We start from the raw sequence: 24,778 nt of genomic DNA, 5'->3' as shown, positions 1-24,778 counted from the left end.
GCTAATGGAATCTTGTTATTCGTTCGAATCCAAACAGCCCATAAAAGGCGTCATCGAACGAGAAGGCGAAGGGCACGGACCCTTCGCCTTTTTAAGCGTTTACGCGCCGACTACGATCGGCCTTGCCAGAGGCGGGACGACGGCGCTGACAGGCGCGATGCCGGCTTCGAACTCATGGCGGAAGTATTTGATTGCGCTGCCCAACGGCTCCACGGCGCCCGGTGCGTGAGCACAGAAGGTCTTGCCAGGGCCGAGGAAACCGACCAGACCCAGCAGGGTCTCGATATCGCCGGCTTGCCCTTCACCGTTCTCGATCGCACGCAGGAGCTTGACGCTCCACGGCAAGCCGTCACGGCACGGGGTGCAGAAACCGCACGACTCACGGGAGAAGAACTCTTCCATGTTGCGCAGCAGGGACACCATGTTGACGCTGTCGTCCACCGCCATGGCCAGGCCGGTACCCATACGGGTGCCCACCTTGGCGATGCCGCCGGCGTACATTTGTGCGTCCAGGTGTTCCGGCAACAGGAAACCGGTACCGGCGCCGCCAGGCTGCCAGCACTTGAGCTTGAAGCCGTCGCGCATGCCGCCGGCGTAGTCTTCGAACAACTCACGACCGGTGACGCCGAATGGCAGTTCCCACAGGCCCGGGTTCTTGACCTTGCCGGAGAAGCCCATGAGCTTGGTGCCCATGTCTTCACTGCCTTCACGGGACAACGATTTGTACCAGTCCACGCCGTCGGCAATGATCGCCGGCACGTTGCACAGGGTTTCAACGTTGTTCACGCAGGTCGGCTTGCCCCACACGCCAACGGCGGCAGGGAAGGGCGGCTTGGAGCGCGGGTTGGCGCGGCGGCCTTCGAGGGAGTTGATCAGTGCGGTTTCTTCACCGCAGATGTAACGCCCGGCGCCGGTGTGGACGAACAGTTCGAAATCGAAGCCGCTGCCGAGAATGTTCTTGCCCAAAAGGCCGGCTGCCTTGGCTTCTTCCACGGCACGGTTGAGGTGCTTGGCGGCAGTGGTGTACTCGCCACGCAGGAAGATGTAGCCACGGTAGGTTTTCAGCGCGCGGGCACTGATCAGCATGCCTTCGATCAGCAGATGGGGCAGTTGCTCCATCAGCATGCGGTCTTTCCAGGTGTTCGGCTCCATCTCGTCCGCGTTGCACAGCAGGTAGCGGATGTTGATGGATTCGTCTTTGGGCATCAGGCCCCACTTAACGCCCGTGGGGAAGCCTGCACCGCCGCGACCTTTCAAGCCGGAATCTTTCACGGTCTGGACGATATCGTCCTGAGCCATGTCGGCGAAGGCCTTGCGCGCAGCGGCGTAACCGTTCTTGGCCTGGTACTCGTCGAGCCACACGGCTTCGCCGTCGTCACGCAGACGCCAGGTCAGCGGGTGAGTCTCGGCCGAACGCTTGATGCGGTTGGCAGGACCGAAGGAAGTCAGGGTCATACGTAGCCCTCGAGCAATTTGGCAACGCCGGCAGGCTGCACATCACCGAAAGTGTCGTCGTCGATCATCAACGCCGGCGCCTTGTCGCAGTTGCCGAGGCAGCAGACCGGCAGCAGGGTGAAACGACCGTCGGCGGTGGTCTGACCCAGGCCGATGCCCAGCTTGCTCTGGATTTCGCTGACCACGGATTCGTGACCACCGATGTAGCAGACCATGCTGTCGCAAACGCGAATGATGTGACGGCCCACGGGCTGACGGAAGATCTGGCTATAGAAAGTAGCCACGCCTTCAACGTCGCTCGCCGGGATGCCGAGGATCTCGCCGATGGCGTACAGAGCGCCATCCGGCACCCAGCCACGTTCCTTCTGGACGATCTTCAAGGCTTCGATCGACGCCGCGCGCGGGTCTTCGTAGTGATGCAACTCGTGCTCGATGGCCGAGCGCTCGGTTTCACTCAAGGTGAAACGGTCTGTCTGGATAAGCGTGCTATTCATGCTTAGCGGTCCACGTCGGCCATAACGAAATCGATACTACCCAGGTACGCAATCAAGTCCGCGACCATGCTGCCTTTGATCACCGAAGGGATCTGCTGCAGGTGCGGGAAGCTTGGGGTACGAATCCGGGTGCGGTAGCTCATGGTGCCGCCATCGCTCGTCAGGTAATAACTGTTGATGCCCTTGGTCGCTTCGATCATCTGGAAGGATTCGTTGGCCGGCATGACCGGGCCCCACGAAACTTGCAGGAAGTGCGTGATCAGGGTCTCGATGTGCTGCAGCGTGCGCTCTTTCGGCGGCGGCGTGGTCAGCGGGTGATCCGCCTTGTACGGGCCTTCCGGCATGTTGCGCATGCACTGCTCGATGATCTTGATGCTCTGGCGCATTTCTTCGACGCGCACGATGCAACGATCGTAGGCATCGCCATTGGCGGCCAGCGGCACTTCGAATTCGAAGTTTTCGTAACCGGAGTATGGACGTGCCTTACGCAGGTCAAAGTCGCAACCGGTCGAACGCAGGCCGGCACCGGTGACGCCCCATTCCAGGGCCTCTTTGGTGTTATAGGCGGCGACGCCGATGGTCCGGCCACGCAGGATGCTGTTGTCCAGGGCGGCTTTCTGGTATTCGTCCAGACGCTTTGGCATCCACTCGACGAAGTCTTTCACCAGTTTTTCCCAGCCGCGCGGCAGGTCGTGGGCGACGCCACCGATGCGGTACCAGGCCGGGTGCAGACGGAAACCGGTAATGGCTTCGATCACCGTGTACGCCTTTTGACGGTCGGTGAACGTGAAGAACACCGGGGTCATGGCGCCGACGTCCTGGATGTAGGTCCCCAGGAACAGCAGGTGGCTGGTGATCCGGAAGAACTCGGCCATCATGATGCGGATGACGTCGACCTTCTCAGGCACTTTGATGCCGGCCAGCTTCTCGACCGAGAGCACGTACGGCAGGTTGTTCATCACGCCGCCGAGGTAGTCGATACGGTCGGTGTACGGGATGAAACTGTGCCAGGACTGACGTTCAGCCATCTTCTCGGCACCACGGTGGTGGTAGCCAACGTCTGGTACGCAGTCGACGATTTCTTCACCGTCCAGCTGCAGGATGATGCGGAACGCACCGTGCGCGGAAGGGTGGTTGGGGCCGAGGTTGAGGAACATGTAGTCCTCGTTCGCACCGGAACGCTTCATGCCCCAGTCTTCAGGCTTGAAGCGCGCGGCTTCTTCCTCAAGCTGTTGCTTGGCCAGGTTCAGGGTGAACGGATCGAACTCGGTGGCACGGGCCGGGAAGTCCTTGCGCAGCGGGTGACCTTCCCAGGTCGGCGGCATCATGATGCGGGTCAGGTGCGGGTGACCGGCAAAGTTGATGCCGTACATGTCCCACACTTCACGCTCGTACCAGTTGGCGTTCGGCCACAGACCGGTCACGGTCGGCACGTTGAGGTCGCTCTCGGACAAGGCGACCTTGATCATCACGTCACTATTACGTTCGATCGACATCAAGTGATAGAACACAGTGAAGTCGGCGCCGCTTGGCAGTCCTTGACGCTTGGTGCGCAGACGCTCGTCCACGCCGTGCAGGTCATAGAGCATGACGTACGGCTTGGGCAGGTTACGCAGGAAGGTCAGGACTTCGACGAGTTTGGCGCGCGCAACCCACAGCACCGGCATGCCGGTGCGGGTAGGCTGGGCGGTGAACGCGTCCGCGCCAAAACGGTTGTTCAGTTCGACGACCACATCCTGGTCGTCTGCCTTATAAGGCGGGATGTACAGAGCACTGCCTGTAGTCATGGTTATTTATCGCTTTCGGTCAACGTAAAGAATGAAGCCAGTGTCGCGTTCTATTAAAGAAGCAGATCTGGATCAGACTTCGTCGGGGCTGCGCAGGTTGGTGACTGCGATTCGCTGTTCGCGGCGCTTTTCCTTCTCGGAAGGCATCTCGGCGCGGTAGACGCCTTGATCCCCAACGACCCAGGAAAGCGGACGACGCTCCTGTCCAATCGACTCTTGCAAGAGCATCAAGCCTTGCAGGAACGCTTCAGGACGGGGCGGGCAGCCAGGCACGTAGACGTCCACGGGCAGGAACTTGTCCACCCCTTGAACGACAGAGTAGATGTCGTACATGCCACCGGAGTTGGCGCACGAACCCATGGAGATAACCCATTTAGGTTCGAGCATTTGCTCGTAGAGACGCTGAATGATCGGCGCCATCTTGATGAAGCAGGTACCGGCGATAACCATGAAATCCGCCTGGCGCGGCGATGCCCGGATAACCTCGGCGCCAAAGCGCGCGATGTCGTGGGGCGCCGTGAAGGCGGTGGTCATTTCCACGTAGCAGCACGAAAGACCGAAGTTATACGGCCACAGGGAGTTCTTGCGCCCCCAGTTGATCGTGCCGTTAAGCACGTCTTCGAGCTTGCCCATGAAGATGTTTTTGTGGACTTGATCTTCTAACGGATCGGAAACGGTTTCCCGTTCGCCAATCGGATACTGCTCGTTAGGAGCATCGGGGTCGATCCTGGTGAGATTGTATTGCATTGCCAAAGCCTCATTGTTTCAGCTTCGCTTGCCGCTTACGACGAGCTTCCGGAGCCCAGTCAAGGGCGCCCACTCGGAATAGGTAGACAAGGCCTGCCAACAGAATTGCTATGAAAACGAGAGCTTCGACGAATCCGGTCCAGCCGCTTTCGCGGACGGACACAGACCATGCAAAGAGAAAGAGGGCTTCGATATCGAAGATCACGAAGAGCATCGCGACCAGATAGAATTTGGCTGAGAGCCGCAGACGGGCGCCACCTGTAGGCAGCATGCCGGATTCGAACGGTTCGTTTTTGCTGCGGCCCCAGGCTTTTGACCCGAGGAGGCTGGAGACGCCGAGCATGAAGGCGCAGAGGCCGACAACGCCCAGAAGGAAAATGGCAAAGCCCCAGTTGTGGGCCATGAGTCCTGTCGCTTCGGGCATGCTGGTAATCCTTAACAGAGAGCAAAGGTCTCTGAGCTTGAAAAGAAACAAAGCAGTGACGATATGTCGCAGCAATCAATCCCGCTGATTTTATGGCACAACACTCAGCAAGTAAAATTCCTATAGCGAAATTATTTACAGGAATAAGGACATAGCGCACCTCCAAAGTCCCCCAGCCCATGCGTTGCGGGCATTAGCCGGGTTTTCATCAATATTGTTTTGTAGGGAATGTAACGAACATAGTTGCGCCTGAATGATAATCAATATTGTTTGCGGTGGTTTTTAATCTGGTTATCCGGGTTGGGGCCGGGAAGTTGCCTTTTATATGCGCTACAGCAAGTAGTGAAGGCGACCTTTTTAGCGGATTTTTCTGACGGCGATACCGCTCTGGATCAATGTTTTCTTCGGGCGCCACCATCCCTGTGAGAGCCGGGCAAGCCCGGCTCTCACAGGATTTGGCGGTGTTCATTAAATCGCGGGCAAAAAAACGCCCCGAACCAGTCGGGGCGTCAGATGTGCGGCGTTGCGGTTAGCTTTCTAGTCGGTCCGCAGCGGCCGATCGTTCAGGCGAAGCAGATCAGTGGAACTGTTCTTCTTCAGTCGAACCGGTCAGTGCGGTTACCGAAGACGTGCCACCTTGAATCACAGTGGTCATGTCGTCGAAGTAGCCGGTGCCCACTTCCTGCTGGTGAGCCACGAAGGTGTAACCCTTGGCGGCGTCAGCGAACTCTTGCTCTTGCAGTTTCACGTAGGCAGTCATGTCGTTGCGGGCGTAGTCGTGCGCCAGGTTGAACATGCTGTGCCACATGTTGTGAATGCCGGCCAGGGTGATGAACTGGTGCTTGTAACCCATGGCGGACAGTTCGCGCTGGAACTTGGCGATGGTCGCGTCGTCCAGGTTTTTCTTCCAGTTGAAGGAAGGCGAGCAGTTGTACGACAGCAGTTGGTCCGGGTATTCCTTTTTGATCGCTTCAGCGAAGCGACGAGCCTCGTCCAGATCCGGCTTGGCGGTTTCGCACCAGATCAGGTCGGCGTACGGCGCGTAAGCCAGGCCGCGAGCGATGGCCTGGTCCAGACCGGCGCGCACTTTGTAGAAGCCTTCCTGGGTACGTTCGCCAGTCACGAATGGCTGGTCGTACGGGTCGCAGTCGGAAGTCAGCAGGTCAGCAGCGTTAGCGTCGGTACGGGCCAGGATGATGGTCGGCGTACCGGCAACGTCAGCTGCCAGACGGGCAGCGGTCAGCTTCTGTACAGCTTCCTGGGTAGGAACCAGTACCTTGCCGCCCATGTGGCCGCATTTTTTCACGGAAGCCAGTTGGTCTTCGAAGTGAACGCCAGCGGCGCCTGCTTCGATCATGCTCTTCATCAGCTCGTAAGCGTTCAGTACGCCGCCGAAACCGGCTTCAGCGTCAGCCACGATTGGAGCGAAGTAGTCGATGTAGCCTTCGTCGCCCGGGCCTTTGCCGGCTTTCCACTGGATCTGGTCAGCACGACGGAACGAGTTGTTGATGCGCTTGACCACGGTTGGAACGGAATCCACCGGGTACAGCGACTGGTCCGGGTACATCGATTCGGCGGAGTTGTTGTCCGCAGCAACTTGCCAGCCCGACAGGTAGATCGCCTGGATACCGGCTTTAACTTGCTGTACAGCCTGGCCGCCAGTCAGGGCGCCCATGCAGTTGACGAAATCTTTCTCGGGACGGAAGGATGGCTTGGCGCCCTGGGTGACCAGGTTCCACAGCTTTTCGGCGCCCATTTTTGCAAAGGTGTGCTCAGGTTGAACCGAGCCACGCAGGCGGACGACGTCAGCAGCGGAGTAAGCGCGAGTCACGCCTTTCCAGCGTGGGTTTTCAGCCCAGTCTTTTTCGAGGGCTGCAATTTGCTGTTCGCGTGTCAGTGCCATGGAGATAAACCTCGTCGCGTCTTTTACGGAAAGTTGTTCTGCGGTGGAAAATTCATGCGCTCGCTGACCAGAAGCTAGGTGGTCAAGTCGGATTTGGCGGGGGTGTCGACAGGATGAACGATGGGCTCGAGGGGAAGTGAGCAGGTAAGGGCAAACTGGCGAACGCATTGGGGCATCGTGGGCCTTGGTGCAAACATCAGTGTGAAGCCGGGTTACCTAATTACGCTTCCGTCCCTCGGGACAACTTCGTTCCAGTCGGCAACCTCGTCAAACACACCTTGTGGGCGGTACAGACACGAAGCGGCTCGCGGGGTAGGTGCGAGCATCGCTTCGAAGGCCCTTGCCAGGGCCCCTGATTAGCGGGAGCGAGGCCATCATGCCTTTGCTTTTTTCGATCGTCAAACGTTTTGTAGTGCTTTTTTTCAGGCACTACATCTTTGGTCTAATACGACTAATCAGTCAGTTTTCGGTGGTTTAGTCCAAAGTATCGACTTTCACCCGCAGGGTCATGTCATCCCGGCCCTGAGTAGCGTAGTTGCGGCTCGTGCCCTGTTTGTCGGCTTGGGTCTGGCGATTGACGCCGGCCAGCAGGATCCATTCGCCGAGGCGGCCCGTGACAGTTGTGTCGGTACTTTGCACGTTCACTACATCGGGACGTTCCTGGCTCATGCGGTCACGGTTGGTACTGATCGCCAAGTGAACGATGTCGCCGGTGACGCTGGCGGTGACGTAGAAACCTTGAGTGACGTTGCGGTATTCGGTTTGGCTGCGCAGATCACCGTAGGAATCGGTCTGTGAGCTGGTGAGTGGCACGCTTTGGCCGACCTGAATCAGGGCGGGGGTGCCTTCGCTGGCCTGAATCTGCTGGATGCCACCGTCACGGCTGTCGGTGCTGTAATTGATGATTCGGGTCTGGCTTGGCTTGGCACCGTTGACCGAGGCGCCCTGATCGCCTTGAAAGTTGTTTTCATTGGTGTCGACGGTAATCAGCAAGCGCTTGGCGGCGACGTCGAGTTGGCTGATCAGGGCTTTAAGTTCGTCGATCTTGCGTTGATCTGCGTTGACGATCAGCTGATTGCCATAGGCGCTGACCTGGCCTTCCTTGCCAATGAAATCCTGCGCCATGGGCAGCATGTCGGCGCTGGTGCGAAACTTGAGGGGCACGATCTCGGTGGCAGCCATGGCTGAAAAACTGCAGGTCAGCAACAGGGTGGTGAGCAGGGTGCGTAGGGACATATCCGTTATCTCCGACTTCTAATGCCTTGATAGTGCCAGTTTGTCGGCCCGGCGTGGTGCAAGTTGAATCGTAGACAGCAAAACGCCCCGGCATCCGAAAATGGCGGGGCGTTTTGTGGTGTTCTTGCGGGCCTCATCGTGAGCTCGCGATGGGGGGGGCTCGGTATCAAGCCGAGTGACGCACCATGTCCACATGCGGAATCCCGGCTTCCAGGAACTCCTCGCTGAGGATGTGAAAACCCAGGCGCTCATAGAACGCCGTGGCCTGCACTTGCGCGCTGAGCTGTTGCTGCTTCAGCCCGCGTTTCTCCGCTTCACCAATCACTGCATGCATCAGTGCATCGCCGACCTTCAGGCCACGCCAGTCCTTGAGCACCGAAACCCGGCCGATGTGACCATCGGGCAGCAGGCGAGCGGTGCCAATCGGGAAGTCGCCTTCGAAGGCCAGGAAATGCACCGCGGTGGCGTCATCGGCATCCCATTCCAGCTCAGGTGGAACGGATTGCTCGGCGATGAATACCGTCTCACGAATGCGCCGGATCTCGGCGATGTCCTTCTGCCAGTCTGCGACACGTACGTGAATTTTATTCATCAGCAAACCCCAGGCTGCCTTGCTTGATCAATTCGCAGATCAGGCCACGACCGTCTTCGTCAATCAGCCATTCGCCGAGGTTGTCGATGTGCAGCGCGTCAGCGGCGCAAATCATTTTCAGCAGTTCGCGCAACTTGCCCGGCAGGTAACGGCTCTGGCCGCTGGCGAACAGCAGCAGGTCGTCATCGACTTCGGACCAGGCGAGGCGGGCGCTTGGGTTGCGGATCAGAACGGCGCCTTGCTCAAGGCTGGCGAGCAGGTCGTCTTCCTCGATCTCTTCCGGGCCAACCACCAGTTCCGGGTAGCGCGGTTCGGTCATGTACTGGCCAAACCAGGTCAGCAGCAGGCGCTCGTCGCTCATGTGCTCGGCCAGCAGGCTTTTCAGGCGATCAAGGGCGTCGTGCTGGATCTGGTGTGGATCGACCGCAGGCAGGGCGTCGGCGTCGGTGTAACGCTCTTCGTCCGTCAGGAACTGGCTGAGGAAGTCAGTGAAGTGGGTCAGCACTTCAGCGGCGCTCGGCGCACGGAAGCCCACCGAGTACGTCATGCAGTCATCGACCGCGACGCCGCAGTGAGCCAGGCGTGGTGGCAAGTACAGCATGTCGCCCGGTTCCAGAACCCACTCTTCGGTGGCTTCGAATTCAGCGAGGATGCGCAGGTCTGCGTGGGGCAGCAGCTTGCTCTCGGCATCGCACATCTGGCCGATTTTCCAGTTGCGCTTGCCGTGGCCTTGCAGCAGGAACACGTCGTAGTTGTCGAAGTGCGGGCCGACGCTGCCACCGGGGGCGGCGAAGCTGATCATCACATCGTCTACGCGCCAGCTCGGCAGAAAGCGGAAGTTTTCCAGCAGTTCGCTGACTTCCGGCACAAACTGATCGACCGCTTGAACCAGCAGGGTCCAGTCACGTTCCGGCAGTTTGCTGAATTCGTCTTCGGCGAACGGGCCGCGGCGCAATTCCCATGGGCGCTCGCCGTTCTCGATCACCAGACGCGATTCGACTTCTTCTTCCAGCGCCAGGCCGGCCAGTTCGTCGGCGTCGATCGGGCTTTCGAAATCAGGAATCGCCTGGCGGATCAGCAGCGGTTTTTTCTGCCAGTAGTCGCGCAGGAATTCGCGTGCCGTGATGCCGCCCAGAAGTTGAAGAGGAATGTCAGGATTCATGTGTAACCTATTGAAAAAAACTACTTTTTAGACAGGAATAAAAACGCCCGGCGCGGCCGGGCGTCTCAAGCAGGTCCAGCGGTCAATCAGATACGTTTGGCTTGCTCTACAGCGTTGCCGATGTAGTTCGCCGGGGTGAGCAATTTCAGCTCGGCCTTGGCGGCGGCTGGCATGTCCAGGCCGTCGATGAAAGTCTGCAGCGCTTCTGGGCTGATGCCTTTGCCGCGGGTCAGTTCTTTCAGCTTTTCGTACGGGTTTTCGATGTTGTAGCGGCGCATCACGGTCTGGATTGGCTCGGCCAGCACTTCCCAGCAAGCGTCCAGGTCAGCAGCGATCTTTTGAGCGTTCAGCTCAAGCTTGCTGATGCCTTTGAGGCTGGCTTCGTACGCGATCACACTGTGGGCGAAGCCGACACCGAGGTTGCGCAGCACGGTGGAGTCGGTCAGGTCACGCTGCCAGCGGGAGATTGGCAGTTTGCTCGCCAAATGCTGGAACAGTGCGTTGGCGATGCCCAGGTTGCCTTCGGAGTTTTCGAAGTCGATCGGGTTGACCTTGTGCGGCATGGTCGACGAACCGATTTCGCCAGCGATGGTGCGCTGTTTGAAATAACCCAGGGAGATGTAGCCCCAGATGTCACGGTCGAAGTCGATCAGAATGGTGTTGAAGCGCGCAATCGCGTCGAACAGCTCGGCGATGTAGTCGTGCGGTTCGATCTGGGTGGTGTACGGGTTGAAACCCAGGCCCAGCTCGTCTTCGATAAAGGCGCGGGCGTTTTCTTCCCAGTCGATCTCAGGGTAGGCCGACAGGTGAGCGTTGTAGTTGCCGACAGCGCCGTTGATCTTGCCCAGCAGCGGTACGGCAGCGACCTGAGCGATTTGACGCTCCAGACGGTAAACCACGTTCGCCAGCTCTTTGCCCAGGGTAGTCGGCGAAGCCGGTTGACCGTGGGTACGCGACAGCATGGGTACGTCGGCAAAACGGATGGCCAGTTCGCGGATGGCTTCGGCGGTTTGGCGCATCAGCGGCAACATCACGTCATCACGGCCTTCGCGCAGCATCAGGGCGTGGGACAGGTTGTTGATGTCCTCGCTGGTGCAGGCAAAGTGGATGAACTCGCTGACGGCTGCCAGTTCTGGCAGCTTGGCCGCTTGCTCTTTGAGCAGGTATTCGATGGCTTTGACGTCGTGGTTGGTGGTGCGCTCGATCTCTTTGACACGCTCGGCGTGCTCCAGAGCGAAGTTTTCCGCCAGGGTGTTCAGCACAGCGTTGGCTTCGGCGGAGAACGCCGGCACTTCGCTGATACCAGGGTGAGCGGCCAGGCGCTGGAGCCAGCGCACTTCAACCAGAACGCGAGCACGGATCAGGCCGTATTCACTGAAAATCGGGCGCAGGGCCTGGGTTTTGCCGGCGTAGCGGCCGTCAACAGGGGAAACCGCAGTGAGCGAAGAAAGCTGCATGGGGTGTTCTCGGACAGTCGGGCAACGAAATGGGGCGCGTATCATACATGAAAAAATCCGTCGGTCCGTTGCCAACTGACCGGCGTATTACGCGTAATGCGGAGTAAAACTTGTCTGCGCGACTTATTCGTTACGCATCAAGGGGTAAAGCTCTTTCAACAATTTGCGTCGGCTGATCACCAGCTGCCAGCGATGACCGCCCAACTGCCGCCACAGGCGCGCCGAGCGAATTCCGGCCAGCAACAGGGCGCGGATTTTCGAGGCATTGCTTGGCTGTTGCAGGTTGCGCATGTCGCCGTGGACCTGAATCCGTTGGCGCAGCGTGCTCAGGGTGTCCTGGTACAGTGCGCCACACGCGGCGATCACGTTTTCGTGGGCCGGGCCGAAGTGTTCGACCTGGGATTGAATCTGCGGCAAGCGCTTGCCGATCACGTCCAGCATGTCGCCACGCTTGGCCAGTTGACGCTCCAGGCCGAGCATCGCCAGGGCGTAACGCAAAGGTTCGCGTTGAAGGGCGCTCGGGTCGCGTTCAAGTGCGCCCACCAGCGCGCGATAACCTTCGCGCAGATTGAGGTCGTCACCGCCGTAGACTTCCAGCGTGTCCTTGGGGTCGCGAATCAGCAGGCTGCCGAGCATGCAGGTCAGGCCGGCTTCGGTGGTCTGGCCGGTCTTGGCAATCTTGTCGACGAGGACGGCAGCGAGAAACACGCCGCCCAGCGCCGTCAGTTGCTCCTGAGTCGGGCTCATTGTGGCTGGCCTTTGCTGGTCCACGGCTCGGCAATTTCGATAACGCCGCCACCCAGGCAGATTTCACCGTCGTAAAACACCACGGATTGCCCTGGGGTGACCGCGCGCTGCGGGTCATCGAAGGTCGCGCGGTAGCCGGTAGCGGTTTTCTCCAGCGTGCAGGGCTGGTCGCTTTGGCGATAGCGGACCTTGGCGGTCAGCTTGCGCGGCTCGGTCAGATCAATCGGGTTGACCCAATAGATGTCCGAAGCGAGCAGGGCACGGGAGAACAGGTACGGGTGGTCATTGCCCTGGCCAACGATCAGTTCGTTGTGTTCCAGGTCCTTGATCAGCACGTACCACGGCTCGTCACTGGCGTCTTTCAAACCGCCGATGCCCAGGCCCTGACGCTGACCGATGGTGTGGTACATCAAGCCGTGGTGACGGCCGATCACTTCGCCTTCGGTGGTCTTGATCTCGCCGGGCTGCGCTGGCAGGTATTGCTTGAGGAAGTCGCTGAAACGACGTTCGCCGATAAAGCAGATACCGGTGGAGTCCTTTTTCTTAGCGGTCGCCAGTTCGTATTTCTCGGCAATCGCACGGACTTCAGGCTTTTCCAGCTCGCCGACCGGGAACAGGGTCTTGGCGATCTGTTCGCCGCCGACGGCGTGCAGGAAGTAGCTCTGGTCCTTGTTCGCGTCCAGGCCCTTGAGCAGTTCGGTGCGACCGTCGATATCGCGGCGGCGCACGTAGTGGCCGGTGGCGATCAGGTCGGCGCCGAGCACCATGGCGTAGTCGAGGAACGCCTTGAACTTGATCTCGCGGTTGCACAGGATGTCCGGGTTCGGCGTGCGACCGGCCTTGTATTCGGCCAGGAAGTGCTCGAACACGTTGTCCCAGTACTCGGCGGCGAAGTTGGCGGTGTGCAGCTTGATACCGATTTTGTCGCACACAGCCTGCGCATCCGCCAGGTCGTCCATGGCGGTGCAGTATTCCGTTCCATCGTCTTCTTCCCAGTTCTTCATGAACAGGCCTTCCACCTCATAGCCCTGCTCGATCAACAGGAGAGCGGAAACGGAAGAGTCCACGCCGCCGGACATGCCGACAATGACGCGCTTCTTTTGTGTGTCAGAAGGGGCTGGATCACGCATAGGGATTCAATGAGTGTCTTGAAAAAGGACGCGATTCTAGCAGGCTGGAGCCCGCAAGGCTAAAGAGAAGGGCGGATCAGTTCGAGACCGAAGTGATTGCCGTCCAGATAATCATCGATACAGCGGATGATCAGCTCACTGCGCCAGTTTGCGCGCTGTTCCAGCAATTCGTCACGCGTCAGCCACTTGGCGCCGACGATGCCGTCATCCAGCTGATAATCCGGGTGGTGTTTGAGCGGTTTTGCCGTGAAGCAGACACGCTGGTAAGTCACGCCGTTGCTCGGGGCGGTGTACAGGTAAATGCCGACTACACCGGTGGCTTCAACGTCCCAGCCGGTTTCTTCGAGGGTTTCGCGTACCGCGGCTTCGATCAGCGTTTCATTCGGGTCGAGGTGGCCGGCGGGTTGATTGAGTACGATACGGTCGTGCTTGAGTTCTTCGATCATCAGGAAGCGGCCATTGTCCTCGACGATGGTGGCGACGGTGATGTGGGGTTTCCAGTCCATGAAGCTTCCTCGATTTCCAAGGTGTAAATGCAGTTAAGTGTAGGGGTGAGCCTGAAAACACAAACCCCGGCGCTTGGCCGGGGTTTGTGATGCATCCTTACAACCTTAAACCAGCGCAGCAACCGCTGCGTTGAAGGTTGGGCTAGGGCGCATGGCCTTGCTGATCAGCTCGGCATTGGCGTGGTAGTAACCGCCGATGTCCACTGGCTTGCCCTGAACGGCGTTGAGCTCGGCAACGATGGTTGCTTCGTTCTCGGTCAGGGTTTTGGCCAGGGTCGCGAACTGCGCTTGCAGTGCAGCGTCTTCAGTCTGGGCGGCCAGGGCCTGAGCCCAGTACAGCGCCAGGTAGAAGTGGCTGCCGCGGTTGTCGATGTTGCCGACTTTGCGCGATGGCGACTTGTTGTTGTCCAGGAACTGGCCGGTGGCCTGATCCAGGGTCTTGGCCAGAACCAGCGCCTTAGGGTTGTTGTACGTCACACCCAGGTGCTCAAGGGACGCGGCCAGGGCCAGGAACTCGCCCAGGGAATCCCAGCGCAGGAAGTTTTCTTCCAGCAGCTGTTGCACGTGCTTCGGCGCCGAACCGCCAGCGCCGGTTTCGAACAGGCCGCCACCATTCATCAGCGGAACGATCGACAGCATCTTGGCGCTGGTGCCCAGTTCCATGATCGGGAACAGGTCAGTCAGGTAGTCGCGCAATACGTTGCCGGTCACCGAGATGGTGTCCTTGCCTTCGCGAGTACGTTGCAGGGTGAACTTCATCGCGTCGACAGGCGCCATGATCTGGATGTCCAGGCCGGCCGTGTCGTGATCCTTCAGGTAAGCCTGAACTTTCTCGATCACTACGCCATCGTGGGCGCGCATCGGGTCCAGCCAGAAAATCGCCGGAGTGCTGCTGGCGCGAGCACGGTTGACGGCCAGTTTGACCCAGTCCTGGATCGGCGCGTCTTTGGTCTGGCACATGCGGAAGGTGTCGCCGGCTTCAACCGACTGTTCCAGCAGGGTGCGACCGGCGCTGTCGGAAACCCGAACCACACCGTTGGTCTTGATCTGGAAAGTCTTGTCGTGCGAACCGTACTCTTCGGCTTTCTTCGCCATCAGGCCAACGTTTGGCACGCTGCCCATGGTGGTTGGGTCGAAAGCACCGTTGACTTTGCAGTCTTCGATCACGGCCTGGTAGATGGTTGCGTAGCAGCGATCCGGGATCACCGCCTTGGTGTCGTGCAGCTGGCCGTCGGTGCCCCACATTTTGCCGGAGTCACGGATCATGGCTGGCATCGAGGCGTCGACGATGACGTCGCTCGGCACGTGCAGGTTGGTGATGCCTTTGTCGGAGTTGACCATGGCCAACGACGGACGAACGGCGTAGACCGCCTGGATGTCCGCTTCGATCTGCGCTTGCTGCTCAGCCGGCAGGGCTTTGATGCGAGCGTACAGGTCGCCGATGCCGTTGTTCAGGTTGAAGCCGATCTGCGCCAGCACGTCAGCGTGCTTGGCCAGTGCGTCTTTATAGAACTCGGCAACGATCTGGCCGAACATGATCGGGTCGGAGACCTTCATCATGGTGGCTTTGAGGTGAACCGACAGCAGCACGCCCTTGGCTTTGGCGTCTTCGATCTCGGCAGCGATGAAGCTGCGCAGAGCGTTTTTGCTCATGACCGCGCAATCGAGGATCTCACCGGCTTGTACGGTGGTTTTTTCTTTCAGGACGGTGGTGGTGCCGTCTTGAGCGATCAGTTCGATTTTGACGGCGTCAGCGGCTTCGATCAGGGCGGCTTTTTCGCTGCCGTAGAAATCGCCGGCGCTCATGTGCGCAACGTGAGACTTGGAGTCTTTAGCCCAAGCGCCCATTTTGTGCGGGTGTTTGCGAGCGTAATTCTTGACCGACAGCGGTGCGCGACGATCGGAGTTGCCTTCGCGCAGAACCGGGTTTACGGCGCTGCCCTTGATCTTGTCGTAGCGCGACTTGGCGAGCTTGTCGGCGTCGCTGGTCACGGTTTCCGGGTAGTCAGGAACGGCGAAGCCCTGGGCTTGCAGTTCTTTGATGGCGGCTTGCAGCTGCGGTACGGAAGCACTGATGTTCGGCAGCTTGATGATGTTGGCTTCAGGCGTAACAGCCAGGTCGCCCAGTTCGGCGAGGTGGTCGGCTACGGCTTTATCACCCAGTTGCTCGGGGAAGCTGGCCAGAATGCGTCCTGCAAGAGAGATATCGCGGGTTTCAACGGCGATATCGGCCGAGGCGGTGAAGGCCTCTACGATAGGCAACAGTGAATAGGTGGCGAGGGCTGGGGCTTCGTCGGTGAAGGTATAGATGATCTTCGAGCGGGTGGGCATATTCGGATTAACTCTCTCTTCTTTGCTAAAGCGTGCGCAGAAACTCGAGGGGCGCCGGGTAAGCGCGTTCGTTCAAAGTCATCCATGAGCCGAATATCGAGGTTTCGTTGCTGTGATGTTGGGTGCATCAGTAGGGCGTCAAGCATTCGGACTGCGGTAACAGACCGGCTTATAGGGCGGAAAGTCTCGTCATAGAGCCTCTCCACCGTCGTGACCCTTTAGTCAGCGGCGGCATTATACATAGGTAGCTGGCAATCTGCCGATGGTTCATGAGTAAGGAATATCGTCCATTGGTCTAAAGGTCGCAGGGGCGAGTGGGGCGTAGAGTCGTTCGTCGTGCTCGACTTTGGCGCTTTTCCCTTTGCTTTCAGGCTTGTAGCCCGCGAGGAATGCAGCTTTGCGGCAGATGGATGGAACATAGGGTTTGCGCGCCGATTTAACTGGGTTACGCTCGAACGAAGCCAGATGTTCAATCCAAACAATGGAGTTCAGCATGGGATACAAGAAGATTCAGGTTCCAGCAGTCGGCGACAAAATCACCGTCAACGCGGACCATTCTCTCAATGTTCCTAACAACCCGATCATCCCCTTCATCGAAGGCGATGGTATTGGTGTTGATATCAGCCCGGTCATGATCAAGGTTGTCGATGCTGCTGTTAAGAAGGCTTACGGCGGCGAGCGCAAAATTTCCTGGATGGAAGTCTACGCCGGGGAAAAAGCGACTCAGGTTTACGATCAGGACACCTGGCTACCCCAGGAAACCCTGGACGCAGTTAAAGATTACGTGGTTTCCATCAAGGGCCCTCTGACCACCCCGGTCGGTGGCGGCATCCGTTCCCTGAACGTGGCCCTGCGTCAGCAACTCGACCTTTATGTGTGCCTGCGCCCTGTGCGCTGGTTCGAAGGCGTGCCTAGCCCGGTGAAAAAGCCAGGCGACGTCGACATGACGATTTTCCGTGAGAACTCGGAAGACATCTACGCCGGTATCGAGTGGAAAGCCGGTTCGCCGGAAGCAACCAAAGTCATCAAGTTCCTTAAAGATGAAATGGGTGTCACCAAGATCCGTTTCGACGAAAACTGCGGTATCGGCATTAAGCCGGTTTCGCTGCAAGGCACCAAGCGCCTGGCGCGCAAGGCCCTGCAGTATGTGGTCGACAACGACCGCGACTCGCTGACCATCGTGCACAAAGGCAACATCATGAAGTTCACCGAAGGTGCCTTCAAGGAATGGGCCTACGAAGTGGCGGCTGAAGAGTTCGGCGCGACCCTGCTCGACGGCGGTCCGTGGATGCAGTTCAAGAACCCGAAAACCGGCAAGAACGTCATCGTCAAGGACGCCATCGCCGACGCCATGCTCCAGCAGATCCTGCTGCGCCCGGCCGAATACGATGTGATCGCGACCCTGAACCTGAACGGCGACTACCTCTCCGACGCCCTGGCGGCGGAAGTGGGCGGTATCGGTATCGCGCCGGGTGCCAACCTGTCCGACACCATTGCCATGTTCGAAGCGACCCACGGTACTGCGCCGAAGTACGCCGGCAAGGACCAGGTCAACCCGGGCTCGCTGATCCTGTCTGCTGAAATGATGCTGCGTCACATGGGCTGGACCGAAGCGGCCGACCTGATCATCAAGGGCACCAACGGCGCGATTTCCGCCAAGACCGTGACCTATGACTTCGAACGCCTGATGGACGGCGCGAAGCTGGTGTCGTCTTCCGGCTTTGGTGATGCGCTGATCTCGCATATGTAAGCGAGCCGGTACAAAAAAACCGCCCTCGGGCGGTTTTTTCATGTCTGAATGCCGGTTGCGTCAGTTCGATACCGTCTCCTGCTGGGTGGCGGGAGCGACTGGCTCGCTCACTGACGGGGCGGCCCCAATGTTTACGGCGTGCAGTCCCTTGGGGCCTTGAACGATCTCGAAGCTGACGATCTGTCCGGCCTTGAGGGTCTTGTAGCCCTCCATCTTGATGGCCGAATAGTGGGCAAAGAAATCGATTTCCTTGCCATCCTCGTCACGACCTTCTCTGGCGTCGGTGTTAATGAAACCGAATCCCTTGGCGTTGTTGAACCATTTCACCTTGCCGACTGCCATGCTCATATCCCTCTGCAACAGACTCCATCACTGGAGTATCATCCAGTACATCCGCAGTCTAATCTTGGAATTAAGATTGACTCCGCGGACCTTTTTTACCCACTGTGGGCTCTATTGGTTGTAACACCGTTTTCCCGATAGTCAAGGTGACCGGGCGGTCGGTGTTGAAATCGTCCCTGGGCGCCCCCACCACTGTATTAGCACAACTGACGAACCTTTCTTTCCATGCATGCAATCAGCCAGATTCGACTAACATTCAATCAGGATCATCCTGATTCACACGACGACGATTCAGCGGGTATTGCTGTTCAGGAGGCAAAGCCTGCGTTACAGGCGCCGCCGATGTACAAGGTGGTTTTGTTCAACGATGACTACACACCGATGGATTTCGTCGTCGAAGTGCTCGAGGTGTTTTTTAACCTGAATCGGGAGCTGGCGACCAAGGTCATGCTGGCCGTCCATACAGAAGGGCGGGCAGTATGTGGAGTGTTTACCCGCGACATCGCCGAGACAAAGGCCATGCAGGTCAACCAGTACGCCAGGGAAAGCCAGCATCCGCTACTCTGTGAAATCGAGAAGGACGGTTAATCGCCGACCACTTGGGTATGAGGTGAAGCTATGTTAAACCGCGAGCTCGAAGTCACCCTCAATCTAGCCTTCAAGGAGGCCCGTTCGAAGCGTCATGAGTTCATGACCGTCGAACATCTCCTGCTGGCCCTATTGGACAATGAGGCTGCCGCCACTGTTTTGCGTGCGTGCGGCGCAAACCTCGACAAACTCAAGCATGACCTGCAGGAGTTCATCGACTCCACCACGCCATTGATCCCTGTCCATGACGAGGATCGTGAAACCCAGCCAACCCTGGGCTTCCAGCGTGTACTGCAACGTGCTGTTTTTCACGTACAGAGCTCGGGCAAACGCGAAGTGACTGGCGCCAACGTGCTGGTCGCGATCTTCAGTGAGCAAGAGAGTCAGGCAGTGTTCCTGCTGAAACAGCAGAGCGTTGCGCGCATCGATGTCGTCAACTACATCGCCCATGGCATTTCCAAAGTGCCCGGGCATGGCGATCACTCTGAAGGTGAGCAAGATATGCAGGACGACGAGGGCGGTGAGTCTTCATCTTCAGGCAATCCTCTGGATGCTTATGCCAGCAACCTCAACGAACTCGCGCGCCAGGGTCGAATCGATCCATTGGTAGGCCGTGAGCTGGAAGTCGAACGCGTCGCACAGATTCTGGCGCGCCGTCGTAAAAACAATCCGCTGTTGGTGGGCGAGGCGGGCGTGGGTAAAACCGCGATTGCCGAAGGCCTGGCCAAACGCATTGTCGACAACCAGGTGCCGGATTTGCTGGCCAACAGCGTGGTGTATTCCCTCGACTTGGGCGCCTTGCTGGCCGGGACCAAATACCGTGGTGATTTCGAGAAGCGCTTCAAGGCGCTGCTCAATGAGCTGAAAAAACGTCCGCAGGCGATCCTGTTCATCGACGAAATCCACACCATCATCGGTGCGGGTGCTGCGTCCGGTGGCGTCATGGATGCCTCCAACCTGCTCAAGCCGCTGCTGTCCTCGGGTGATATCCGTTGCATCGGCTCGACCACGTTCCAGGAATTCCGCGGGATCTTCGAGAAGGACCGTGCCTTGGCACGACGCTTCCAGAAGGTCGATGTGTCGGAGCCTTCGGTGGAAGACACCATTGGCATCCTGCGCGGCCTGAAAGGGCGTTTCGAAGCGCACCACAACATCGAATACAGTGATGAGGCGCTACGTGCGGCGGCTGAACTGGCTTCGCGCTATATCAATGACCGGCACATGCCGGACAAGGCGATCGACGTTATCGACGAGGCGGGCGCCTATCAGCGTCTGCAGCCAATCGAGAAGCGTGTGAAGCGCATCGAGGTGCCTCAGGTCGAGGACATCGTGGCGAAAATCGCTCGGATTCCGCCTAAGCACGTCACCAGCTCCGACAAAGAGTTGCTGCGTAACCTTGAGCGTGACCTGAAGCTGACCGTATTTGGCCAGGATGCCGCCATCGACTCGTTGTCGACGGCGATCAAACTGTCCCGTGCGGGCCTCAAGTCGCCTGACAAGCCTGTCGGTTCGTTCCTGTTCGCAGGGCCGACCGGTGTCGGTAAAACCGAAGCGGCGCGTCAACTGGCCAAGGCGTTGGGCATCGAACTGGTTCGCTTCGACATGTCCGAGTACATGGAGCGCCACACCGTATCGCGTCTGATCGGTGCACCTCCAGGCTACGTCGGGTTCGATCAGGGCGGTCTGCTGACCGAAGCCATCACCAAGCAGCCTCACTGCGTGCTGTTGCTCGACGAGATCGAGAAGGCGCATCCGGAAGTCTTTAACCTGCTGCTGCAGGTCATGGACCACGGTACGCTGACCGATAACAACGGGCGCAAGGCGGATTTCCGTAACGTGATCGTCATCATGACGACCAACGCCGGTGCCGAAACAGCGGCGCGTGCTTCGATCGGTTTCACCCATCAGGACCACTCGTCCGATGCGATGGAAGTGATCAAGAAGAGCTTCACGCCAGAGTTCCGCAACCGTCTGGACACCATTATCCAGTTTGGTCGCCTCAGCCATGAGGTCATCAAAAGCGTGGTGGACAAGTTCCTTACCGAGCTTCAGGCGCAGTTGGAAGACAAGCGCGTGCAGCTGGAAGTGACGGACGCAGCGCGCGGCTGGCTGGCAGTGGGTGGCTACGACACGGCAATGGGTGCTCGTCCAATGGCGCGTTTGATCCAGGACAAGATCAAGCGTCCACTGGCCGAAGAGATCCTCTTTGGCGAGCTGGCCGACCATGGTGGTGTGGTGCATATCGATCTGAAGGATGGCGAGCTGACCTTCGAGTTCGAGACCACGGCTGAGATGGCCTGACGGCTGTTGATCTGTTGTAAAGCGAAAGGCGCCTTCGGGCGCCTTTTTGCTGTTTGGGGTTTGGGGGGGGTGGGTGTATATCCGTTGGTGCGGTAACGGCGGCTGGCGGTTTCGCCCTTACGGCGACTCACTTTTTTTACAAACGCCTAAAAAAAGTAAGCAAAAAAACGCTTGCTCCTACGTTCGGCCCACTCGCTGGGGCTCGGGGTTCCTTCGCTCCGGGATCCATCCGGGGGGCATCGCCTCCGGTTTGCTTCGCTGCACCTCCTCTCGATGTGTTCGACTTCGTCGAACGGTCGCTGCGCTCCCACCCCGGATGAATCCCTCCCCTCAGCCTTCCGATGTCGCCCGTGGATCAAGATCAAGAGCTGCAGCCGAGCTAACGCTCATCCTGTTGAGTGGTGAGAAGCACATGCACACCCATCCCCTGTAGGAGCTGTCGAGTGAAACGAGGCTGCGATCTTTTGATCTTTCGCCCCTTCGGCAGGCCGAGCGTAGGTGTCCATCAGGGGGTTAGGCGGCACACATCGAGAGGAGGTCGTCGCGAAGCAGGCCGGAGGCGATGCCCCCTGATGGACACCGTAGCGAGGGTACGCGGAGCCTCAGCGAGGCGCCGTACGCCGGGGCGAAGACTTTTTGGTTACTTTTGAGGCGTACCGCGTTTGTCAAAAGTGACTCGCTGTAAGAGCGAAACCGCCAGCCGCCGTGACCGCAGCAACGGATATACACACAACCCCCAAACCCCACCAAATCGCAGACAAACAAAAACGCCCGGCATAAACCGGGCGTTTTGTATTGACTTGATTAGCGAGCGCGGTAAGTGATGCGCCCTTTGCTCAAGTCATAGGGCGTCAGCTCGACGCGCACTTTGTCACCGGTAAGAATACGAATGTAGTTCTTGCGCATCTTGCCGGAGATATGCGCGGTTACGACGTGCCCATTTTCCAACTCCACACGAAACATGGTGTTGGGCAGGGTGTCGACGACAGTGCCTTCCATTTCGAAGCTGTCTTCTTTCGACATGCAGTAAAGCCCTCGGTGTCCAATGAATGGCCCGGTGCAACTGCGCCAGGCAAAAGCGGCGTGCATTGTGCCCGAAAAATGGGGTTTAAGCCAAGGGGTTCTAGTTCAGGATGACCCAGCGTTGATTAATCAGCAGTTCGATAGGCCGATATTGGGTCTTGTAGCTCATCTTTTTGCAGTTTTTGATCCAGTAGCCGAGATAGACGGCCTCCAGTCCAAGGCGCCGGGTCTCGCCGATCTGCCACAGGATCGCAAAACGCCCCAGGCTGCGACGTTCTTCGGACGGTTCGTAAAAGGTGTAAACCGCCGACAGACCGTTCGGCAGTAAGTCGGTGACGGCCACCGCCAGCAGCCGCCCTTCGAGACGAAATTCGTAGAAACGCGAGAACGGCAGATCCCTCACAAGGAACGTGGAGAATTGATCACGACTCGGCGGGTACATGTCGCCATCCGCGTGGCGCTGTTCGATGTAGCGCTGGTAGAGGTCGAAATACTCTTCGCTGAACTGCGCCCTGGCGGGGCGAACCTGCAGGTCGGCATTGCGTTTGAAAATGCGCTTCTGTTGGCGATTGGGGGTGAATTGCGCCACAGGGATGCGCGCCGGGACGCACGCGTTGCAGTTCTGGCAATGAGGCCGGTAGAGGTGGTCGCCGCTGCGCCGAAAACCCATTTCAGACAAATCTGCATAGACATGCACATCCATGGGCTGGCTAGGGTCGAGAAACAGGGTCGTGGCCTGTTCATCTGGCAGATAGCTGCAAGAGTGGGGCTGAGTGGCATAGAACTTCAAACGCGCCAACTCGGTCATGATCAACCCTCGGGAAAAAGCTTTGAATTAAGTGTAAGCCACCGGCGCGAAAGTCGCTCAGCAAACCCATGTGGCGCGGTTGGGTTGATCCAGGTGCTGCGCCAGGTAACCGGCGAATTCGCGGCGTGGGATCGCTCGTGCGCCGAGACTGTGCAGATGATCGGTCGGCATCTGGCAGTCAATCAGCACAAAACCCGAGTCTTTCAGATGTCGCACCAGTGTGGCAAAGCCAAATTTGGAGGCGTTGTCGGCGCGGCTGAACATGGACTCGCCGAAGAACAACTGCCCCATCGCCAGGCCGTACAGCCCGCCAACCAGCTCGCCCTGATCCCAGACTTCCACCGAATGCGCATGGCCGCGCCTGTGCAGTTCAATGTAGGCGTCCTGCATGGCCTGGGTGATCCAGGTGCCGTCGGCGTAATCACGCGGCGCGGCGCAGGCACGGATGACGGCGGCGAAATCCTGATCGAAGGTCACTTGATAGCGCTGTTGGCGCAGCAATTTACCCAGGCTGCGGGAAACATGCAGTTCGTCGGGAAACAACACGGTGCGCGGATCCGGCGACCACCAGAGAATCGGCTGGCCTTCAGAGAACCACGGAAAGCAGCCATGGCGATAGGCCTGAATCAGACGATCGGCAGACAGATCGCCCCCGGCAGCCAAGAGCCCGTTGGGGTCGCGCATGGCTTTTTCCAGCGGGGGGAAGGTCAGGGTATTGCGTTGTAACCAAGTCAGCATGGCATCCGGGCTTGCAGAAGGGGAGGGCGGTGGCGGGCTGGTGGGCCCGCCGTAAAGTGTGCCGTTAAACGGTGGGAATGTCGTCGAGGTATTTTTCGGCGTCCAGTGCGGCCATGCAACCGGCCCCGGCGGACGTGACGGCCTGGCGGTAAACGTGATCGGCGACATCGCCGGCGGCAAACACGCCGGGGATTGCGGTGGCGGTGGCGTCGCCTTCGTTGCCGCTTTTGACCCGCAGATAGCCGTCGCGCATCGGCAGTTGATCGATAAACAGATCGGTATTGGGTTTATGGCCGATGGCGATGAACACGCCGGCCAGCGCCAACTCACGGGTTTCGCCGGTCTGGCTGTCGCGCAGGCGGGCGCCGGTCACGCCGCTGGCATCGCCCAGCACTTCATCCAGATTCTGATTCCAGTGCAGGCGAATATTGCCGTTGGCGGCTTTCTCGAACAGTTTGTCCTGGAGGATTTTCTCCGAGCGCAGCTTATCGCGACGGTGAATCAGATGGACTTCCTTGGCGATGTTCGACAGATACAGGGCCTCTTCAACGGCGGTATTGCCGCCACCGATCACCGCCACCACCTGATTGCGGTAGAAAAAGCCGTCGCAGGTCGCGCAGGCGGAAACCCCTCGGCCGGCGAACGTCTCTTCCGAGGGCAGGCCCAGGTATTGCGCCGAAGCGCCGGTGGCGATGATCAGGGCGTCGCAGGTGTAGGTGCCGCCGTCGCCAATCAGTTCAAACGGGCGCTGTTGCAACTTGGCGGTGTGGATGTGGTCGTAAACGATCTCTGTGTCAAAGCGTTCGGCGTGTTTTTGCATGCGCTCCATCAGCACCGGGCCGGTGAGCCCTTCGACGTCGCCGGGCCAGTTGTCGACTTCGACAGTGGTGGTGAGCTGGCCACCTGCCTGTATGCCGGTAATGACAACGGGTTTGAGGTTGGCGCGGGCGGCATAAACGGCTGCGCTGTAACCGGCAGGGCCGGAACCCAGAATGATCAGGCGTGAATGCTTCGCTTCGCTCATAAAAACACCTCATAAGCCTTTGTCACGAAAGAGAATGCATGCTCAAATTGGCCGCATATACCGGCACTTTTTGGCTATGCTGTACCCAGTGCCTCACGCATGTTATCGGGCGAACAAACCCGTACAATGCCTGCGTGCAAAGGGGGTTGTAACAAAATAAGCAGTGCTCACCATGTTTATAAAAGACGGGGTGCAGTGTTAAAAGTAGTCCCGGTTGAGCCTGTTCACTTTTT

General features: G+C 58.6%; 23 protein-coding genes. 3 read left to right on the top strand and 20 right to left on the bottom strand.

Features of this window, described 5'->3' with window-relative positions:
- Positions 1-99: 99 nt before the first annotated feature.
- The 15 genes from nuoF to H8F22_RS14355 all read right to left on the bottom strand — a co-directional run bounded on the left by nuoF (position 100) and on the right by H8F22_RS14355 (position 16,466).
- Positions 100-1,455, bottom strand: a complete 1,356-nt coding sequence (gene nuoF / locus H8F22_RS14425; RefSeq protein ID WP_059182581.1) for an NADH-quinone oxidoreductase subunit NuoF — start codon at positions 1,453-1,455, stop codon at positions 100-102.
- Positions 1,452-1,949 (bottom strand): NADH-quinone oxidoreductase subunit NuoE, encoded by a 498-nt coding sequence (gene nuoE / locus H8F22_RS14420; RefSeq protein ID WP_008020715.1) that lies wholly within the window; start codon positions 1,947-1,949, stop codon positions 1,452-1,454. The genes nuoF and nuoE overlap by 4 nt, the downstream gene beginning before the upstream one ends.
- 2 nt (positions 1,950-1,951) lie before the next feature.
- Complete coding sequence (nuoC, locus tag H8F22_RS14415) at positions 1,952-3,736, bottom strand: NADH-quinone oxidoreductase subunit C/D (RefSeq protein ID WP_027925112.1); 1,785 nt, start codon at positions 3,734-3,736, stop codon at positions 1,952-1,954.
- A gap of 72 nt (positions 3,737-3,808) precedes the next feature.
- Positions 3,809-4,483, bottom strand: coding sequence for a NuoB/complex I 20 kDa subunit family protein (locus H8F22_RS14410; RefSeq protein WP_007946424.1), 675 nt, complete (start codon positions 4,481-4,483; stop codon positions 3,809-3,811).
- 10 nt (positions 4,484-4,493) lie between these two features.
- Positions 4,494-4,907: an NADH-quinone oxidoreductase subunit A gene (locus H8F22_RS14405; RefSeq protein ID WP_003223812.1), complete on the bottom strand. Its 414-nt coding sequence runs from the start codon at positions 4,905-4,907 to the stop codon at positions 4,494-4,496.
- Between the two features lie 577 nt (positions 4,908-5,484).
- Complete coding sequence (gene aceA, locus H8F22_RS14400) at positions 5,485-6,810, bottom strand: isocitrate lyase (RefSeq protein ID WP_027925113.1); 1,326 nt, start codon at positions 6,808-6,810, stop codon at positions 5,485-5,487.
- A 474-nt stretch (positions 6,811-7,284) separates the two neighbouring features.
- Entirely contained in the window at positions 7,285-8,046 is a 762-nt protein-coding gene (locus tag H8F22_RS14395) for a secretin N-terminal domain-containing protein (RefSeq protein WP_027925114.1), read from the bottom strand.
- A gap of 166 nt (positions 8,047-8,212) precedes the next feature.
- Positions 8,213-8,638, bottom strand: coding sequence for a GNAT family N-acetyltransferase (locus H8F22_RS14390; protein ID WP_027925115.1), 426 nt, complete (start codon positions 8,636-8,638; stop codon positions 8,213-8,215).
- A complete protein-coding gene (locus H8F22_RS14385; RefSeq protein ID WP_027925116.1) occupies positions 8,631-9,800 on the bottom strand; it encodes a ribosomal protein uL16 3-hydroxylase in 1,170 nt (389 codons plus the stop codon). Before H8F22_RS14385 ends, H8F22_RS14390 begins: the two co-directional genes overlap by 8 nt.
- Positions 9,801-9,886: 86 nt before the next feature.
- Positions 9,887-11,257 (bottom strand): adenylosuccinate lyase, encoded by a 1,371-nt coding sequence (purB, locus tag H8F22_RS14380; RefSeq protein WP_027925117.1) that lies wholly within the window; start codon positions 11,255-11,257, stop codon positions 9,887-9,889.
- Between the two features lie 123 nt (positions 11,258-11,380).
- Positions 11,381-12,004 carry a high frequency lysogenization protein HflD gene (gene hflD / locus H8F22_RS14375; protein ID WP_027925118.1) on the bottom strand — a complete coding sequence of 208 codons (624 nt, stop codon included), beginning with the start codon at positions 12,002-12,004 and terminating at the stop codon, positions 11,381-11,383.
- The gene (mnmA, locus tag H8F22_RS14370) at positions 12,001-13,134 is read right to left on the bottom strand and encodes a tRNA 2-thiouridine(34) synthase MnmA (RefSeq protein ID WP_027925119.1); all 1,134 of its coding nucleotides are present in this window, start codon (positions 13,132-13,134) and stop codon (positions 12,001-12,003) included. Before mnmA ends, hflD begins: the two co-directional genes overlap by 4 nt.
- A 59-nt stretch (positions 13,135-13,193) precedes the next feature.
- On the bottom strand, positions 13,194-13,640 hold the full coding sequence (locus H8F22_RS14365) for an NUDIX hydrolase (RefSeq protein ID WP_059182583.1): 447 nt from the start codon (positions 13,638-13,640) through the stop codon (positions 13,194-13,196).
- Positions 13,641-13,745: 105 nt separating this feature from the next.
- Positions 13,746-15,971 carry an NADP-dependent isocitrate dehydrogenase gene (locus H8F22_RS14360; protein WP_027925121.1) on the bottom strand — a complete coding sequence of 742 codons (2,226 nt, stop codon included), beginning with the start codon at positions 15,969-15,971 and terminating at the stop codon, positions 13,746-13,748.
- Positions 15,972-16,238: 267 nt separating this feature from the next.
- Entirely contained in the window at positions 16,239-16,466 is a 228-nt protein-coding gene (locus H8F22_RS14355) for a hypothetical protein (RefSeq protein ID WP_032833628.1), read from the bottom strand.
- Between H8F22_RS14355 and icd the strand changes: the two genes are divergently transcribed.
- Positions 16,465-17,721, top strand: a complete 1,257-nt coding sequence (icd, locus tag H8F22_RS14350; RefSeq protein WP_027925122.1) for an NADP-dependent isocitrate dehydrogenase — start codon at positions 16,465-16,467, stop codon at positions 17,719-17,721. The two genes, H8F22_RS14355 and icd, sit on opposite strands and share 2 nt — an antisense overlap.
- A gap of 60 nt (positions 17,722-17,781) precedes the next feature.
- On the opposite strand, the gene H8F22_RS14345 is transcribed toward icd, so the two are convergent.
- A complete protein-coding gene (locus tag H8F22_RS14345; RefSeq protein ID WP_194940348.1) occupies positions 17,782-18,063 on the bottom strand; it encodes a cold shock domain-containing protein in 282 nt (93 codons plus the stop codon).
- Between the two features lie 225 nt (positions 18,064-18,288).
- On the opposite strand from H8F22_RS14345, the gene clpS reads away from it, so the two are divergent.
- Entirely contained in the window at positions 18,289-18,651 is a 363-nt protein-coding gene (gene clpS, locus H8F22_RS14340) for an ATP-dependent Clp protease adapter ClpS (RefSeq protein ID WP_027925124.1), read from the top strand.
- Between the two features lie 30 nt (positions 18,652-18,681).
- Positions 18,682-20,952 carry an ATP-dependent Clp protease ATP-binding subunit ClpA gene (gene clpA, locus H8F22_RS14335; protein ID WP_027925125.1) on the top strand — a complete coding sequence of 757 codons (2,271 nt, stop codon included), beginning with the start codon at positions 18,682-18,684 and terminating at the stop codon, positions 20,950-20,952.
- An 804-nt stretch (positions 20,953-21,756) separates the two neighbouring features.
- Here the strand turns inward: clpA and infA are convergent.
- The 4 genes from infA to trxB all read right to left on the bottom strand — a co-directional run bounded on the left by infA (position 21,757) and on the right by trxB (position 24,545).
- Positions 21,757-21,975, bottom strand: a complete 219-nt coding sequence (gene infA / locus H8F22_RS14330; RefSeq protein ID WP_002553999.1) for a translation initiation factor IF-1 — start codon at positions 21,973-21,975, stop codon at positions 21,757-21,759.
- 100 nt (positions 21,976-22,075) lie between these two features.
- Complete coding sequence (locus H8F22_RS14325; RefSeq protein ID WP_123432247.1) at positions 22,076-22,783, bottom strand: arginyltransferase; 708 nt, start codon at positions 22,781-22,783, stop codon at positions 22,076-22,078.
- Positions 22,784-22,840: 57 nt separating this feature from the next.
- Positions 22,841-23,521: a leucyl/phenylalanyl-tRNA--protein transferase gene (gene aat / locus H8F22_RS14320; RefSeq protein ID WP_027925129.1), complete on the bottom strand. Its 681-nt coding sequence runs from the start codon at positions 23,519-23,521 to the stop codon at positions 22,841-22,843.
- Between the two features lie 64 nt (positions 23,522-23,585).
- On the bottom strand, positions 23,586-24,545 hold the full coding sequence (trxB, locus tag H8F22_RS14315; RefSeq protein WP_027925130.1) for a thioredoxin-disulfide reductase: 960 nt from the start codon (positions 24,543-24,545) through the stop codon (positions 23,586-23,588).
- Positions 24,546-24,778: the final 233 nt, after the last annotated feature.

Source organism: Pseudomonas mucoides, assembly GCF_015461845.1.
GTDB lineage: Bacteria > Pseudomonadota > Gammaproteobacteria > Pseudomonadales > Pseudomonadaceae > Aquipseudomonas > Aquipseudomonas mucoides.
Note: the sequence above shows the minus strand (reverse complement) of the source record. Positions and strands in the feature narration are given on the sequence as shown.